This is a genomic window from Vibrio sp. MEBiC08052 (assembly GCF_001506075.1).
Classification (GTDB): domain Bacteria; phylum Pseudomonadota; class Gammaproteobacteria; order Enterobacterales; family Vibrionaceae; genus Vibrio.
The window spans coordinates 1539959-1554094 of the sequence record NZ_KQ947475.1; the positions used below are offsets into that span (position 1 = coordinate 1539959).

Consider the following 14136-nt stretch of genomic DNA (forward strand, 5'->3'; position numbering starts at 1 on the left):
TATATGAAACGAGGCTCTTTAAGCCACAGCAATCTGCCTCAAACAAGCAGCTAATTTACCACTTTTAGATGAGTGAACCAATGAAAAACACATTGAAATTGATTCATAACTTACTCATTTTTAGTTGTGAGTTGATATTTTCGGATGAGACCTCTTAGTTGATGATAGCTTAATCCAAGCAACTGAGCGGCATTTTTTTGATTATATTTGGCTTGTGTCAGTGCTTGCATAATGACGTGGCGCTCTTGTGTGTCCACCCACGATCTGAAATTGAGCGGAAATACAATATCACTAGAGTGATGAGCATCTTTACTGGCTAGGGAGTTTTGTGTCGCATGAATATCCGTTTCATTCGGAACATTGTTGTCTGGCTGTGGTTGTTGCCACTGGTGCTGAAATGGGTCCAGCACCAAATCGTCAATGGGTTCATCGACTGAATGATGCCGGTAGATAGCGCGCTCAACCACATTTTTTAATTCCCGGATGTTTCCGGGCCAGTGATAGCCCAGTAATTTGTCACGTGCTTGCTGACTAAATCCCGGAAAGTAGGGGAGTTCGATTTCATGACACATCCGTATGGCATAGTGTTCGGCAAGCAGGAGAATATCTTCGGGCCTTTCCCGAAGTGGTGGCAGGTGAATAATATCAAAAGCTAACCGATCCAATAAATCGGCGCGGAATTCGTTGCGTTCAGCCATGGAGAGTAAGTCACCATTGGTTGCACAAATCAGGCGCACATCGGTTTTGAGCGTTTTTGAACCGCCGACCCGCTCATACTCCCCGTATTCAATTACCCGCAACAGTTTCTCTTGAACATTCAGGGGGGCGGCTGCCAGCTCGTCAAGAAACAGACTCCCATGTTCTGCCCGTTCAAAGCGGCCTTGGTGACGTCCTTTTGAACCGGTAAAAGCCCCCGCTTCATGACCGAAGAGTTCAGAGTCAATCACACCTTCAGCAAGCGCAGCACAGTTGAGAGAAATCATCGGATGTTCCCATCGCCGGGACAAATAATGGATACGTTGGGCAATGAGTTCTTTTCCGGTTCCCCGTTCTCCCAAAATCAAGACCGGCCGATTGATTTGAGCCAGATGAGACGCTTTTTCCAGCACGGCCAGAAAATGAGGGGATTCACCAATCAGGTTAATTTCCATGAGTTATTCCAATAACTAAGTAGTGGTCAGATTAACCAAAAAGTGGTCATAAATACAAATGTTATGGAGAGAAATGACCACGTAAAATGTCAATTATTTGATTTTTATGGGTTTTTAAACATGGCACAGGTTTTGAATAGTCTAAGCAGGCATATCGTATGAACAGACAATGTAAACAAGAGGAACATCATATGGGCATTTTTTCCCGATTTGCAGATATCGTAAATTCTAATATCAGTGCATTACTTGATAAAGCCGAAGACCCTGAAAAAATGATTCGTCTGATTATTCAGGAGATGGAAGACACCTTGGTTGAGGTTCGCAGCCACTCAGCCAAAGTGCTGGCAGATAAAAAAGAGCTGCTGAGAAAAATAGAGTCACTCGAAAGTCAGATTGAAGAATGGACACAAAAAGCTTCTCTGGCATTGACGAAAGGGCGAGAAGATCTGGCTCGCGCTGCACTTATTGAAAAGCAGAAGTTGCAGGACACGGTGAAAGGCTTAAAAACGGAGTTTACGCTGGTTGAAGAAACCATTGATAAACTGGCGGATGAAATCACCAAGTTGGAAAGCAAAATTACCGAAACCAGAGCCAAGCAGAAGGCGATGATGATTCGGGCGCAGACAGCTGGAAAGCGTCGTGATGTTCAAAAGCATTTGCATCGCAACCGCACCGATGAAACGCTGGCAAAGTTTGATCAGTTTTCAAGACGTGTCGATGAGCTTGAAGCCGAAGCGGATATTTACGAGCAAACCGGGCAAGGGAAGTCGTTGGAGCAAGAGTTTGCTGATCTTCAGGCACAGGATGAAATTGACAGCGAGCTGGCGAAGTTGAAACAGGCGCTGAAAAAAATGAGTCAGAATAAGGAGTAACTATGTTAGTGATGCTCGTTTCTGTGCCGTTGATCGTCTTTATGGTGGTGGTGGCACCCTTGTGGCTCATTCTTCACTATCGAAGCAAAAAACGTTCAGAGGGTGGTTTGAGCCAGGAAGACTATGAACAGTTGGCAGCTTTGTCGGCGAAAGCCGACTCTCTACAACAGCGTGTTCATACGTTAGAAACAATTCTGGATGATGAGACGCCAAACTGGAGGTCACATTATGAAGATGCATAAATCTCTGTATCGGGATCCTCGTCATGGCAAGATATCAGGTGTGTGTGCCGGACTGGCCAATTATTTTGAGCTGGAAGTGTGGCTGGTCAGAATCATTGTGTTGTCAGCCACGTTGTTGGGGGGCGGATTTCTGGTCATTCTGGCTTATATTGCGCTCAGCCTGATGTTGGAAAAGCAACCGGAAGATTATGAGCAGACCGTTCAGATGCAGCGTGAGCATAAACTGAAAAGTCGGCCATGGAAGCAAGGTGCTTCAGCGCATCAGCTACTCTATAACTTAACGCAGGAGCTTGATAAAGTTGAAGTGAAAGTCTGTCGGATGGAGGCTTACGTGACATCGGATGCATTCAAAGTGAATAAGGCATTTCGAGATTTATAAGTGGTTGTCAAAGGCAAGGTGACAATCCGTACAGAGAGTCTCCGGTGTTGAATATTTTCAACACCGGAGAGCGTTATCTCTACAGCGACGTGACATTTTTCCGACAGAGAAAATATCAGGCAGGGAGACTGTCGAGTACTTCCTGATAACGTTGGAAACCCGCTTCCAGATCAGCAATTAAATCATCGATATCTTCGAAGCCGATGTGAATGCGAATGAGCGTACCGGTAAAGTTTGGATGAGCGACTGTTCGTAATGCATCGAAACTTTTCGGTTCATTGGCAAGGATGAGACTTTCAAACCCACCCCATGAATACCCCATGCTGAAATGTTGCATATTATCGAGCAAAGCGGTCGTTGCACGCGGATGGCTGGTTTTCAGTACAAACGAGAATAAGCCGTTTCCGCCGGTAAAATCCCGTTGGAAATATGTATGTCCCGGACAAGTTTCCAGTGCCGGATGGCGTACATGATCAACTTCCGGACGTTCAGCCAGCCAGCGGGCAATTTTTAAACTGCTCTCAGCGTGTTGTTTGAGTCGGACATCCAGCGTCCGGATACCGCGCAAACCTAAATAGGCATCGTCAGGTGAGACACATTGCCCCATCAAATAGCTTTGCTCCCGTAGTTGATCCCAACACTTTTCATTGGCAACGGCTGTGCCCAGCATGACATCAGAATGACCGACAATATATTTCGTTGCAGCCTGTACCGAGATATCAACCCCGTGTTCGAAGGGGGAAAAATTCACCCCTGCGCCCCAAGTGTTATCCAGAATAACAATGATGTCATGTGCGTGAGCAATTCGGGACAGCGTCGGAATATCCTGAACTTCCATCGTGATTGAGCCGGGAGATTCGGTAAATAAAATCTTGGTATTGGGGCGAATCAGGGATTCAATTTCTGCGCCGATCAGTGGATCGTAATAGGTGGTCTCAATCCCCATTTTCTTCATAATGATTTCGCAGAAATCTCGGGTCGGTTCGTAACAAGTATCTACCATCAGGATGTGATCACCGGTCGAGACAAATGAGAGAATTGCATTGGCAATGGCTGCCGTACCACAAGGATACAGCGCACATCCGGCACCGCCTTCGATATCGGTCATGGCTTCTTGAAACGCAAAATGCGTATTGGTGCCGCGGCGACCATAGAACAACGTTTTATTGGCCCGGTTGATCGTCGCATGATTTTTGGCTGCGACGGAATCGAAAATAATAGAAGAGGCTCGTTGTACTGGCGGATTCACCGCACCTTGCGTCCATTCTTTATTGCGCCCGGTGGTTATAAATTTGGTTTTTCTTCCTTCTGACATGCAAAATCCTTTGAGGCAAATTCAGTGATTGTTTATTTAAAACATGGGAGAGATGTGTATTTCAACCCTGAGAATAAAAAAAGTCACAATAATGGGTTAAAAAGGTAGAAAAGCCGTTCTAAAAGTCGGTTGTAATGGGGCCGATTTTGCCATTCCTCATCCGTCACGGGATAGGATTGCTGTATATATTCATCCTGTAATTGCGATAGCTTTTGAGTAAATTCAATATCATCAACAGCCAGCGTGACTTCAAAATTCAACCATAGGCTACGCATATCCATATTGACGGTACCGACCAGACAAAACTGTTGGTCGATGACAACGGATTTAGTATGGAGCAACCCCCCATAAAACTCATAGATGTCGATACCAATGTCCAGTAACTCACCGTAAAAAGAGCGAGAAGCCCACTTGACCATTGTTGAATCATTCTTATGGGGAATAATGAGATCAATGTGGATCCCCCGTTGTGCAGCGGTTTTCAGTGCAGAGAGCAGTTCAGAACTGGGCACGAAATAAGGGGTGGTGATTCTGATGGAGTGATTGGATTGGTGAATCGCGAGGATTAGCGCCTGAGAAATCAAGTATTCGGGCATTCCCGGCCCCGATGGTACGACCTGAATCGGATGGCGCGGTAAACCGTCATCAATGCGACACTGGGGAATTTGTGGAAACTCTCTGACGCCGGTTTCAAACTCCCAGTCCCAGCAATGAATCGCTGCCAGCACATTCACGGTCGGTCCGGTGAGGCGCACCATAATATCAACCCACTGCCCAACACCGGAGTCCTGTTTGAAAAATGCCGGATCAACCAGATTCATTGAACCGGTATAAGCCACCATATCATCAATCACAATAATTTTTCGGTGTTGGCGGAGGTCAAGACGATGCAGAAAAATACGCCACGGGCGGACTTCTAGCGCCTGTACAATCTGGACGCCGGCATCGGTCATCATCTGGTACCAGTGACTTTTGATAAAGCGATGGCTCCCCGCAGAGTCGAGCAGTATTTTGACATTGACGCCTCGTTTCACCGCCTGAATGAGACTTGAGGCGACAGCATCAGCCAAGCCACCAACATGCCAAATATAAAAAACCATACGGATAGAACGCTGCGCTTGTTCAATATCGGCAATAATTGAATTCAGAATAACCTTCGGGTCGCGCTGTAGAGCCAGTGTGTTTCCGCTGAGCGCCGGAATCCCCATGCGATGATTACAGAGTTCATCGATTTTATAGATGTGCGCGCCCATGTTCTCGGTAATGTGAGCCTGACAGTGATTCAGTTGGGTAAACCATTCTCCGAAAGAAGGCGACATCGCTTTGGCTAGTTCAGCCCTTTTTCTGCCCAGATTGAGTTCTCCGAATAGGAAATAACAGAAAACGCCAAGAATTGGCAGAATATAGATCACCATCAGCCAAGCCAGAGAGACGCTGACCGCTCTTTTTTTAAAGACAATCCGAAATGTCACAAGCGCGACAAGTAACCAATAGATGCCAATGCTGACTAAAGTGAGGATGTGATAAATTTTATCCATATACCGTTGTATATCTGTCTTATTTCTTCAGGGATATTAAAGTGAAAGTGTCGTTTAGGGAAGTAAGATTCACCCACTCCGATCAATTGTTACAATTGATCGGAGTGGGGAGCCTCGTGTTGATATTTTTATTTACCCCGATATGGGTTAGCTTCTGAGTTTAAACTGTTGAATTAAACCATTGAGCTGTTCGGATTGGTCTGTGAGTTCTTGAGCGGAATGGGCACACTGTTCCGAATTTGTAGTGTTTTGGTGTGTCACTTCATCAATTTGATGAATGCCTAAATTGATCTGTTCCGCACCGGTTGCTTGTTCCGTCGCTGCCTGAGCAATCTCATTCACTAACGTTGAGGCTTCACTAATACTCTGTACGATTTTGTCTAAAGCCGCCGCAGTTTGTTCAGAGAGCTGGATCCCACGTTTCGTTCTTTGCGCTGAAGTTTCGATGAGTGATGAAGTTTGCTGTACAGCTTGTGCGCTGCGGGCAGCCAGTTGACGTACTTCATCAGCGACCACCGCAAACCCACGTCCTTGTTCTCCGGCACGAGCAGCTTCGATTGCCGCATTCAGTGCCAGTAAGTTTGTCTGTTCAGCAATTTCTTCAATCGATTGAATGATATGGTTGATATCATTTCCTGATGACTCGATCTCTTGCATTGCATTTCTGAGTTCAGCCATCAGTTCATTACCATTCTCAGCGGATTGTAGCGATTGTTGTGAAAGGTTACTGGCTTGTTCTGCATGAGCTGAGCTTTCTTTGATTTGAGCTGCAATCTGAGCAATGGTGGCACTAATTTCCGTAATAGATGAAGATGAATTGGTCGCACCATTGGCTAAATCCTGACTCAGTCCGGCAATGGTATCGGCATTTTGAGTAATCACACCTGAGCGGTGACTGATTTGGCTGACCAACGTATTCAGATCATCGACCATTTGTGCCAAAGCATGACCGAGTTGGTCTTGTTCAGATGCGAGTTCAACCGTAAGGTTGAGGTCTCCACGGGAGATTTGCTCAGCGACTGAAACTTGCCTTTGTAAGCTGTCTGCCATGTTGTCCAGTGCATTGGATAATTGACCGACTTCATCGGCAGCATGATAATTCAGACGGCTGTGGAACTGACCACTAGAAATGGACTGAGCCATGTTGACTGCGGCCAAAATTGGTCGTGTCAGCGATCTGGCCATCAGGAATAAGGCACCAATGGCAAGGGCAGTAATGCCTAAACCAATAACAATTTGCCAATTCATGTTATTTTGATTGTTCTTCTCAAGCTCTTGGGAAAGTTGATTCACATTCTCCAGTACCAGATCTTGATCGACACGGATCAGAATAAACCAAGTGACTCCGCTATTACCTAATGAAATCGGCACATATATTTCGATGAGGTTATCTTGATCATCGATATTGGTTAACGGCTGTTTCTGTTTGATAACAGCCATGACTGTATCGCTCTCATCTCCGAATAAACTATCGATTGATTTGCCAATGAACTCTGGCTTTTGACTGTCTGCAATGACCAGTCCCGAACCTGTCAGAATCGAGACTTGAGAATGACCATCATAAAGTTTAGCAGAAATCTGCTCGCTGAGTTGTTGGACAAAATCGAGGTTGTAGTCGGTGCCAACAACACCTTTGAACTTACCATTGACAATCACCGGGGCTGATAAAGTTGCAAGCCAGACATTTTTACCTTGAACCACGTAAGGCAGGGGTGCGGTTACTGTTTCGCGCAATGTTTTTTCAGGAACCTGATACCAAGCACCTTTGATGACTCCATTCGGGTGAGCTGCAGTGGAGTCGTATTCGACTAATGGCTGAACTTCAATTTTACCGGACTGATCACGTGTCCAGTACGGGGTATAACGTCCGGTTTCTTCATTATTACCGTTCAGACTGTTCGCATTAAGAGAATCTTGGTTATCGAAAGCATTGGGGGCCCAGCAACTATATGAGCCATTGAGGTCAGGATTATTTTTAAGAATACCCAACAACATATCATTGAATGATTGTCGATTGAGTAACATGATCCGGTTAGATTCTTCATAGCTTTTCGAAGCTGAAGCGGCTTCTGCTAATGTCCGAGCAGCATTGAGACCTTTTTCAAGACGTCGGCTAATCGATTGGGCATAGTCGGAGGCCGTGGCTTCTAGTTTTTGGATCGTAGTTGTTTTAACGATGGTCGATACTTGTTGAGCAACCAGTCGTTGCGTAGCTGAAGCGGAATAAACCCCATATCCGACTAAGATGCCAGAAGTAATGAATAAACAGATACCTGCTGTCAGCGCTATTTTGGTCTGAATCGATTTAAATGTCATAAAACTGCTTCCCTGAATTATTATCCTAATTTAACTCGTTACACGTCTACATTCTTTGTGAACCGATATAATTCAGACTTTTGCAGCACGAAATGGTCGATGAAAATTCACGCTTTAAGCCTCAATATCACACATAGATGAAGAGGAGTACTTCATTACATTGGATAAACATAGATAGTTAACATAGCCTGATTTTTATTAAACCAATTGCACTTTTTGCGTGATTACTAATCGATTATTGACCTAGCCAGCAGCCCTGATGGCACAAAACCTCAAGCTTCATCTAATCATAGATGAATGTATTCACGATACATAACCTTTAAATATTTATTCAGTGTGATTTATATCTATTTTTTATGATAAACGGGCTTTGGAAAGAGGAGGTGAAATGGACGATGCGGTTCGTTATTTTTTAATTGTGAAGGGGAGTCTCTTTGCCGAATGATCTTGTTGTGTTTTTGTTACATCAGAGATAAATCATCAATGGTTTGGTTAAAAAAACGGCATATAACTCGATAAAATAGGACACTATCAATAAATAAAACCGTTTGGCCTTCCAATTTTAAGGACAAACTGTTTTACTTGCCACGCTTTGAGAATCAGTAGAATTTTTATTAAGTGTATATTTTTTTTTACACCCATCTGATTCCATTCAGTGTAAACACAATATTGGCATAAAAATTGGTATAAAAAATATGGCAAGTAATACAAGAGGTCATTTTTCTTCGAAACTTGGCTTTATTATGGCTGCTGCCGGCTCTGCGGTCGGTCTGGGCAATGTCTGGGGATTTCCCACCAAAGCAGCAAGTAACGGGGGCGCTGCTTTTTTGGTGATCTATCTGGTGATGGTCTTTTTGCTGGCATTCCCAATGCTCGTGGCTGAATTGACTATCGGACGACATGGGCAGGCAAATCCTATTTCCTCCTTAAAATCGATCTGGACCAAAAATCGTGCACTTGCCGGTGGGTTTGGACTGATTGCGATTGTGACCGCATCATTTATCCTGAGCTTCTATTCAATTCTTGCGGGTTGGCTGGTCAGCTATGCGATTGCTCCGACAATTGATTTGGCTGGTTTTCATCAACTCTCAAGCTGGTTCGTGGATTTCAGCGTTTCACGTAATCTAATCTTTACAGTTATTTTCTCTCTTTTAACGATTTTGGTGGTGCTGCGAGGTGTCGCGAATGGGATTGAGCGCTGGTCAACACGACTGATGCCACTGTTGTTTGTGTTATTTGGTGTGATGATTCTATATATCTTCACTCAAGATGGGGCGATGGAAGGGTTGAAGATGTATTTAGTACCAGACCTGTCTCAGCTTCACGGTGGATTGTTTGTTGATGCGATGGGGCAAGCATTTTTCTCTCTGTCGTTGGGCTGTGGCTCGATGATGGTTTACGGTTCGTACCTGAAAAAAGATGTCAATCTTCCCAAGATTGCAGCGCAAGTTGCTTCGATTGATACGGGGGTCGCTTTCTTTGCCGGATTGCTGATTTTACCGGCGATGTATGTCGCGAAACACAACGGCGTTGATATTTTCACGGAAAGCGGGGCGCTGAAAAGCTCCGGTGATTTAGTCTTTAAAGTGTTGCCAGCCATGTTTGAGACCATGGGGAATATCGGGGTGTTACTCGGATTCGGTTTTTTTGTGTTGATGGTCATTGCGGCACTGACATCTTCGATTTCGATGCTTGAGGTTCCGGTGTCTTGTGCTCAGGATGAGCTTGGATGGAACCGCGCTAAAGCGACGTGGCTGATTGGTGGTTTGATCCTGTTGATTAGCATTGTGATCTGCCTCAATTTTGGCCAGCTTTTTGGTTTGGTTGCTGATGTGACGACTGTTTATATGCAGCCGTTGCTTGGTGTGGCCTGGGCGATTCTGGTTGGATGGATTTGGAACCGTAACAAACTGCTCAATGAAATTAAGCAAGGCTATCCGGAGATTGAACAAGGGTTTTTCTGGAAGATCTGGCCGTGGTATGTCCGCTTTATTTGTCCGGTTGCGATCATTATGGTATTTGCTTACCCATTGATCTAACCACTCGGTTCTGATTTTCTGCTAAAACACCTTCCTTCGGGAAGGTGTTTTTATGAGTGACGGTTTTGTTTTTCGGGCTTTCCCTCTATACTCCATCGCCTGACGTGGAGGGTACCGTGTTTCGTATATTATTTGTTCATTCAGGCTTTGTGTTAATCCACAAATATCCCGGGGTTTCAGTGCATAAAGACGATGGGGACACCATGCTCGTACATGAAGTCAGTCGTCAATTGGGCGGTGAACCGCTTTATCTGGTACACCGACTGGACAAGATGACATCCGGGCTGTTGTTATTGGCTCGCTCTGCTGACGCTGCCCGAGAATTATCGACCTGTTTTGCCGAGCGGATGGTTGAGAAATATTATCTGGCGATTGGGAGTAAAAAGCCGAAAAAGAAGCAGGGAGTTATCGGTGGTGACATGGTTCGTTCTCGTCGTTCCGGATGGATGCTGACGACTGCGCAGACCAATCCGGCAATTACTCAGTTTTTTTCGACCGCTGGTGAACATGGGGAGCGCCTGTTTATTTGTCGCCCCCTGACGGGGAAAACCCACCAAATCCGAGTCGCATTGAAGTCGATTGGTTCTGCGATTGTCGGGGATCCCATTTATCACAACAGCCATAATGCTGATCGTGGATATTTACATGCTTATGCTCTGGCATTTCCGTATGCCGGAGAGTGGCATCGGTTTATCTGTGATCCGAGACATGATGATGCCATGGGTGAAAAGTGGCGGGAACCTGCAATTGTCAGCGGTATAGAGACGTGGTCTGAACCGTGGTTACTCGACTGGCCTAAAATTAAACAAAAGTCTTGAATCTATGATGGATAGCAATCAATTAACAGCTTTTTTTCAACACCTTGAGCAACAACTTGAACCTGAATTACTTGAAATCAGACGTTTATTTCATGGCCGGGGGCGATGCTGGCCGGGGCTGGAGCAACTGACGGCAGACTGGTTGGCACAGCAACTGGTGGTGAGCCTTTTTAAAACGCCTGATGAACATTTTATCCGTTTGTTACGCCAAGGGTTACACGATCTGACACAACAAGAATGTTGGCAGCAATGCGGTGGAAAAAGTATTGTGCTCCAGCATCGCTATGCCCAAGGTGCGCCTGTTGAAGTGCTGTGGGGAACGCTGACATCGCATCCGGTTGCAGTCGAAGATGGCTTAAAATATCAACTGGATATCGGACGCAATCAGAACTGTGGTCTGTTCCTCGATATGCGTTACGGGCGGCGCTGGGTGAGAGAACAGGCTGCAGGTAAGAGAGTTTTGAATCTCTTCGCTTATACCTGTGGCTTTTCTGTGGCTGCAGTGGCTGGGGGTGCCACTCAGGTTGTGAATCTTGATATGGCAAAATCTTCACTGGCGAAAGGACGAGATAATCATCTGCTCAATCAACATGACGTCAGTTCCGTCTATTTTCTGGCCCATGACTTATTGAAATCATGGGGAAAAATTAAAAAATATGGCCCGTATGATTTAATCGTCATTGATCCACCGACCTTCCAAAAAGGTAGTTTCGCCCTGACAAAAGATTATCGGAAAATTTTAAGGCGTTTGAATGATTGGCTGGCGGAAGAAGGGCTGGTGCTCGCTTGTGTTAATGCACCGATGGTTCCAAGTGATTTCCTGATTCAGAGTATGTGTGAAGAAGCACCGACGCTGACCCTAAGCCATCGTTTAGAGAATCCGCCTGAATTTGCTGATGTCGATCCTGAGTCAGGGTTGAAGGCGCTGGTATTCCACTAAGCAGAATACGCCCGGTGGGATTGCCACCGGGAACGCTCAATTACTTGTTTTGAGCTTGAAAAACAAGGGTATGTTTTTCACCTTTCAAGGTTAGTTTGTCTTTATCAATGTCGATGCGATTCCATTCGGAGAGCGTTGAGATAATGGTGTTATTGAGTGCCATTTCGTTTTTCAGGCATAATTTCATCGTTGAGTTCAAATGGGTGATTCTGAACTCATGTGAATCCACATCGATTTCGACTTCTCCCACATAATCATTACAACCTGCCAGTCCGGTTGCCGTCATTTTTTCATCAACATGCAGTGATGGTGCTTTTTTCCCTTTCGGGCGTTCCAAAGCTTTGCCATCCAATTCAACCAAATGCCACTGAGGGGTTTGCAGTTCAGATAACTGAATTGGCTTATCTTTACTCGCGCATCCTGCCAAGCCAGCCAAGAAAGCTGTGAATGTTACTGTTGTGACGATAGCCTTTGAACTAAGCTTCATATAACCAACCTTTGATTGTTAAAATTGTGACGTTGTTATTCTTTTTGCATATAGATTCACAGTCAATCTGGATAGACAGAGAATATATCCGGTAACCTTTGCTTTAGGGTCAGTACGACTCATCATATGCAAATAGAATTTGGCGAAGTAAACCAACTCCCAACAGGATTGTAAAGAAGGATTTTGATATTTCAATCACCGGAGAGCAATAACGGAACGAAAATACCTTCCGGACGAATGCTATATTGAATGAAACAATAAATATCGCACCAGACTGTGGATCATAAGACATGGAACAACTCGAATTTTTTGATATTCCCAGCCCTTGTATCCGTGTGTGTGAAGTGGATGAAAAAGGTTACTGTCGGGGCTGTATGAGAAACCGAGACGAACGTCTTCGTTGGTTGAAGATGAATTCGGCCGAGAAGATCCATGTCATTCAATTATGCAGAATGCGTTATCGTCGTAAAATGGCTAAAAAACAAGCCACTGGTGGTATAGATAAACACAACTCGGAAAGCCCGCAGCGAGATCTATTTTAAATGATATTTTTAGACAGATGCGGTGTGTTGTCTCACCAGCCCTTGATTACTTGCTGATGTGCCAGCGATCACTAACCCAACCGCCAACCTGTTCATCAAAATGATTGCCAGTAAAGTGACGACCATCTGCTTTTTTTTCATGTCGGGGTTGTTCATGGAGTAGATGATGGATGTAGTTTGCCATCGGATCATCAGATTGGCTGTGTTGTTGTTTTTGGGCGACCTCCTTAATCATTTTTAGTCGATAGGTTGAACTTGAACGTTTCATGTGACCTCCTGTGTGTGAGTGTTGTACAAAAAATAGCCACTTTGTCTGGCTGCGTCAACTCGTACTATGTGAGTTCTCTATCATTTTTGATCTTGGGCAAAAAATACTATAAGACGAATAAATACCCATACATAAAGCCATGTCTTGTAAAAGACTTGAAAAAAGAGATAGTCACAGGACTATCTCTCCGGGCAGTTATTTCGCGACGATTGTTTTCGCGACGATTGTGTTTGTTGTGTCAGGTCAAATCAACGTGTTGTTTGCTGAAACTTTGTGGCAGCATCACGACAGTTTTTCTCAACATTACGCAGGTGTTTGGTCGTTTTCAGGAAATTTTCTCCAATCGTTTTCAGACCAGCGATAATTTGTTTTTGCGCTTGTGTTTCAGTATTCATCTTCAAATCCCCTCAATATAAAAACAAAAAGGCTAACGAGAGCATTGCTCATACGTTAGCCGAACTTACCGTTGTTAGAGACCTGAAGCGGAATGAATCGGAACTATTCTCTGTCTTAGCGATTCATCGCTTAGTGATTATTATTTTTGTGTCTGTTTTGCCTGTGATTGCGATGTTATGTTTGATTGTTAGCTGCGAGTATAAGAGAAGCGTGGTGAATCTCCGAGTTATTTCGAACAAAAAGTGTTCGGAGTGGGAAGTGAGTTACAAATTTATGTACATTTTTTTAACGTTTCATAACAGGTTGCTTACCTATTATTATATGGGGCGGGTGGGGATGAATAAAATAGCAAAACCCCGATGTTTGGTAGCCATCGGGGTTTCTGAATTGTAGATATTACGGTTGGTAAGGCCGACTATCTGTTATGCAAAAGGTGCTGGATTACTCCGGCTAATTCTTAAGAGAATCAGATACGGATGAAGTCCATGTGCGTTACTTTTGGCTTGAACACGTGACGTTGAACATCTTGTGGTTTAACCTTTACTTCTGCGCCGTCAATCACAAGAGTGATTGCTTCGTAGAATTCAGGCTTGTCCATTTGGTTGATGATATCATCATGGTTCAGTGCGATAGATACAGGAGCTGCATCACCACCGTAAACGATAGCTGGGAATTGACCAGTATGACGTAGGCGGCGGCTCGCACCTTTACCTAGTTCAGTACGTACGACTGCTTCAAATTTCATATTATTTACTCTCAAAATTAGTAAATGGTTTGGTTAAGTCTGGCAATGCGACCTTGCCAGACGTAGTTCGTTTCACACAGATAATGAA

At 44.6% G+C, this 14136-nt stretch carries 15 protein-coding genes; 7 read left to right on the top strand and 8 right to left on the bottom strand.

Going from position 1 to position 14136, the window contains the following annotated elements; genetic code table 11:
- Positions 1–110: 110 nt before the first annotated feature.
- The gene (gene pspF / locus VRK_RS06800; protein ID WP_059120666.1) at positions 111–1151 is read right to left on the bottom strand and encodes a phage shock protein operon transcriptional activator; all 1041 of its coding nucleotides are present in this window, start codon (positions 1149–1151) and stop codon (positions 111–113) included.
- Positions 1152–1342: 191 nt separating this feature from the next.
- On the opposite strand from pspF, the gene pspA reads away from it, so the two are divergent.
- From pspA to pspC, 3 genes are read left to right on the top strand one after another with little or no spacing between them, the layout of a single operon-like run.
- On the top strand, positions 1343–2023 hold the full coding sequence (gene pspA / locus VRK_RS06805) for a phage shock protein PspA (RefSeq protein WP_059120667.1): 681 nt from the start codon (positions 1343–1345) through the stop codon (positions 2021–2023).
- Between the two features lie 2 nt (positions 2024–2025).
- The gene (pspB, locus tag VRK_RS06810) at positions 2026–2265 is read left to right on the top strand and encodes an envelope stress response membrane protein PspB (protein WP_059120668.1); all 240 of its coding nucleotides are present in this window, start codon (positions 2026–2028) and stop codon (positions 2263–2265) included.
- Positions 2225–2644 carry an envelope stress response membrane protein PspC gene (gene pspC, locus VRK_RS06815; protein ID WP_443083471.1) on the top strand — a complete coding sequence of 140 codons (420 nt, stop codon included), beginning with the start codon at positions 2225–2227 and terminating at the stop codon, positions 2642–2644. Before pspB ends, pspC begins: the two co-directional genes overlap by 41 nt.
- A gap of 115 nt (positions 2645–2759) precedes the next feature.
- Here pspC and VRK_RS06820 read toward each other — a convergent pair whose 3' ends face one another.
- The 3 genes from VRK_RS06820 to VRK_RS06830 all read right to left on the bottom strand — a co-directional run bounded on the left by VRK_RS06820 (position 2760) and on the right by VRK_RS06830 (position 7813).
- Entirely contained in the window at positions 2760–3959 is a 1200-nt protein-coding gene (locus VRK_RS06820; RefSeq protein ID WP_059120669.1) for a cystathionine beta-lyase, read from the bottom strand.
- An 83-nt stretch (positions 3960–4042) separates the two neighbouring features.
- Positions 4043–5497: a cardiolipin synthase gene (cls, locus tag VRK_RS06825; RefSeq protein WP_059120670.1), complete on the bottom strand. Its 1455-nt coding sequence runs from the start codon at positions 5495–5497 to the stop codon at positions 4043–4045.
- A gap of 147 nt (positions 5498–5644) precedes the next feature.
- Positions 5645–7813 (bottom strand): methyl-accepting chemotaxis protein, encoded by a 2169-nt coding sequence (locus VRK_RS06830; protein WP_059120671.1) that lies wholly within the window; start codon positions 7811–7813, stop codon positions 5645–5647.
- A gap of 695 nt (positions 7814–8508) precedes the next feature.
- On the opposite strand from VRK_RS06830, the gene VRK_RS06835 reads away from it, so the two are divergent.
- The 3 genes from VRK_RS06835 (at position 8509) to VRK_RS06845 (ending at position 11610) form a co-directional block, all read left to right on the top strand.
- Positions 8509–9852 carry a sodium-dependent transporter gene (locus VRK_RS06835; protein ID WP_059120672.1) on the top strand — a complete coding sequence of 448 codons (1344 nt, stop codon included), beginning with the start codon at positions 8509–8511 and terminating at the stop codon, positions 9850–9852.
- Between the two features lie 116 nt (positions 9853–9968).
- Positions 9969–10670, top strand: coding sequence for a TIGR01621 family pseudouridine synthase (locus VRK_RS06840; RefSeq protein ID WP_059120673.1), 702 nt, complete (start codon positions 9969–9971; stop codon positions 10668–10670).
- A 7-nt stretch (positions 10671–10677) separates the two neighbouring features.
- Positions 10678–11610, top strand: coding sequence for a class I SAM-dependent methyltransferase (locus VRK_RS06845; RefSeq protein WP_059120674.1), 933 nt, complete (start codon positions 10678–10680; stop codon positions 11608–11610).
- A 40-nt stretch (positions 11611–11650) separates the two neighbouring features.
- Here VRK_RS06845 and VRK_RS06850 read toward each other — a convergent pair whose 3' ends face one another.
- Complete coding sequence (locus tag VRK_RS06850; RefSeq protein ID WP_059120675.1) at positions 11651–12097, bottom strand: META domain-containing protein; 447 nt, start codon at positions 12095–12097, stop codon at positions 11651–11653.
- Between the two features lie 290 nt (positions 12098–12387).
- Here VRK_RS06850 and VRK_RS06855 point away from each other — a divergent pair, with 290 nt between their 5' ends.
- The gene (locus VRK_RS06855; RefSeq protein ID WP_059120676.1) at positions 12388–12639 is read left to right on the top strand and encodes a DUF1289 domain-containing protein; all 252 of its coding nucleotides are present in this window, start codon (positions 12388–12390) and stop codon (positions 12637–12639) included.
- A 46-nt stretch (positions 12640–12685) separates the two neighbouring features.
- Here the strand turns inward: VRK_RS06855 and VRK_RS06860 are convergent, their stop codons facing one another.
- The 3 genes from VRK_RS06860 to rplY form a co-directional block, all read right to left on the bottom strand.
- Positions 12686–12907: a hypothetical protein gene (locus VRK_RS06860; protein WP_059120677.1), complete on the bottom strand. Its 222-nt coding sequence runs from the start codon at positions 12905–12907 to the stop codon at positions 12686–12688.
- Positions 12908–13155: 248 nt separating this feature from the next.
- Positions 13156–13302 (bottom strand): hypothetical protein, encoded by a 147-nt coding sequence (locus VRK_RS20875; RefSeq protein ID WP_157371865.1) that lies wholly within the window; start codon positions 13300–13302, stop codon positions 13156–13158.
- Between the two features lie 467 nt (positions 13303–13769).
- The gene (gene rplY / locus VRK_RS06865; protein ID WP_059120678.1) at positions 13770–14048 is read right to left on the bottom strand and encodes a 50S ribosomal protein L25; all 279 of its coding nucleotides are present in this window, start codon (positions 14046–14048) and stop codon (positions 13770–13772) included.
- Positions 14049–14136 lie beyond the last annotated feature (88 nt).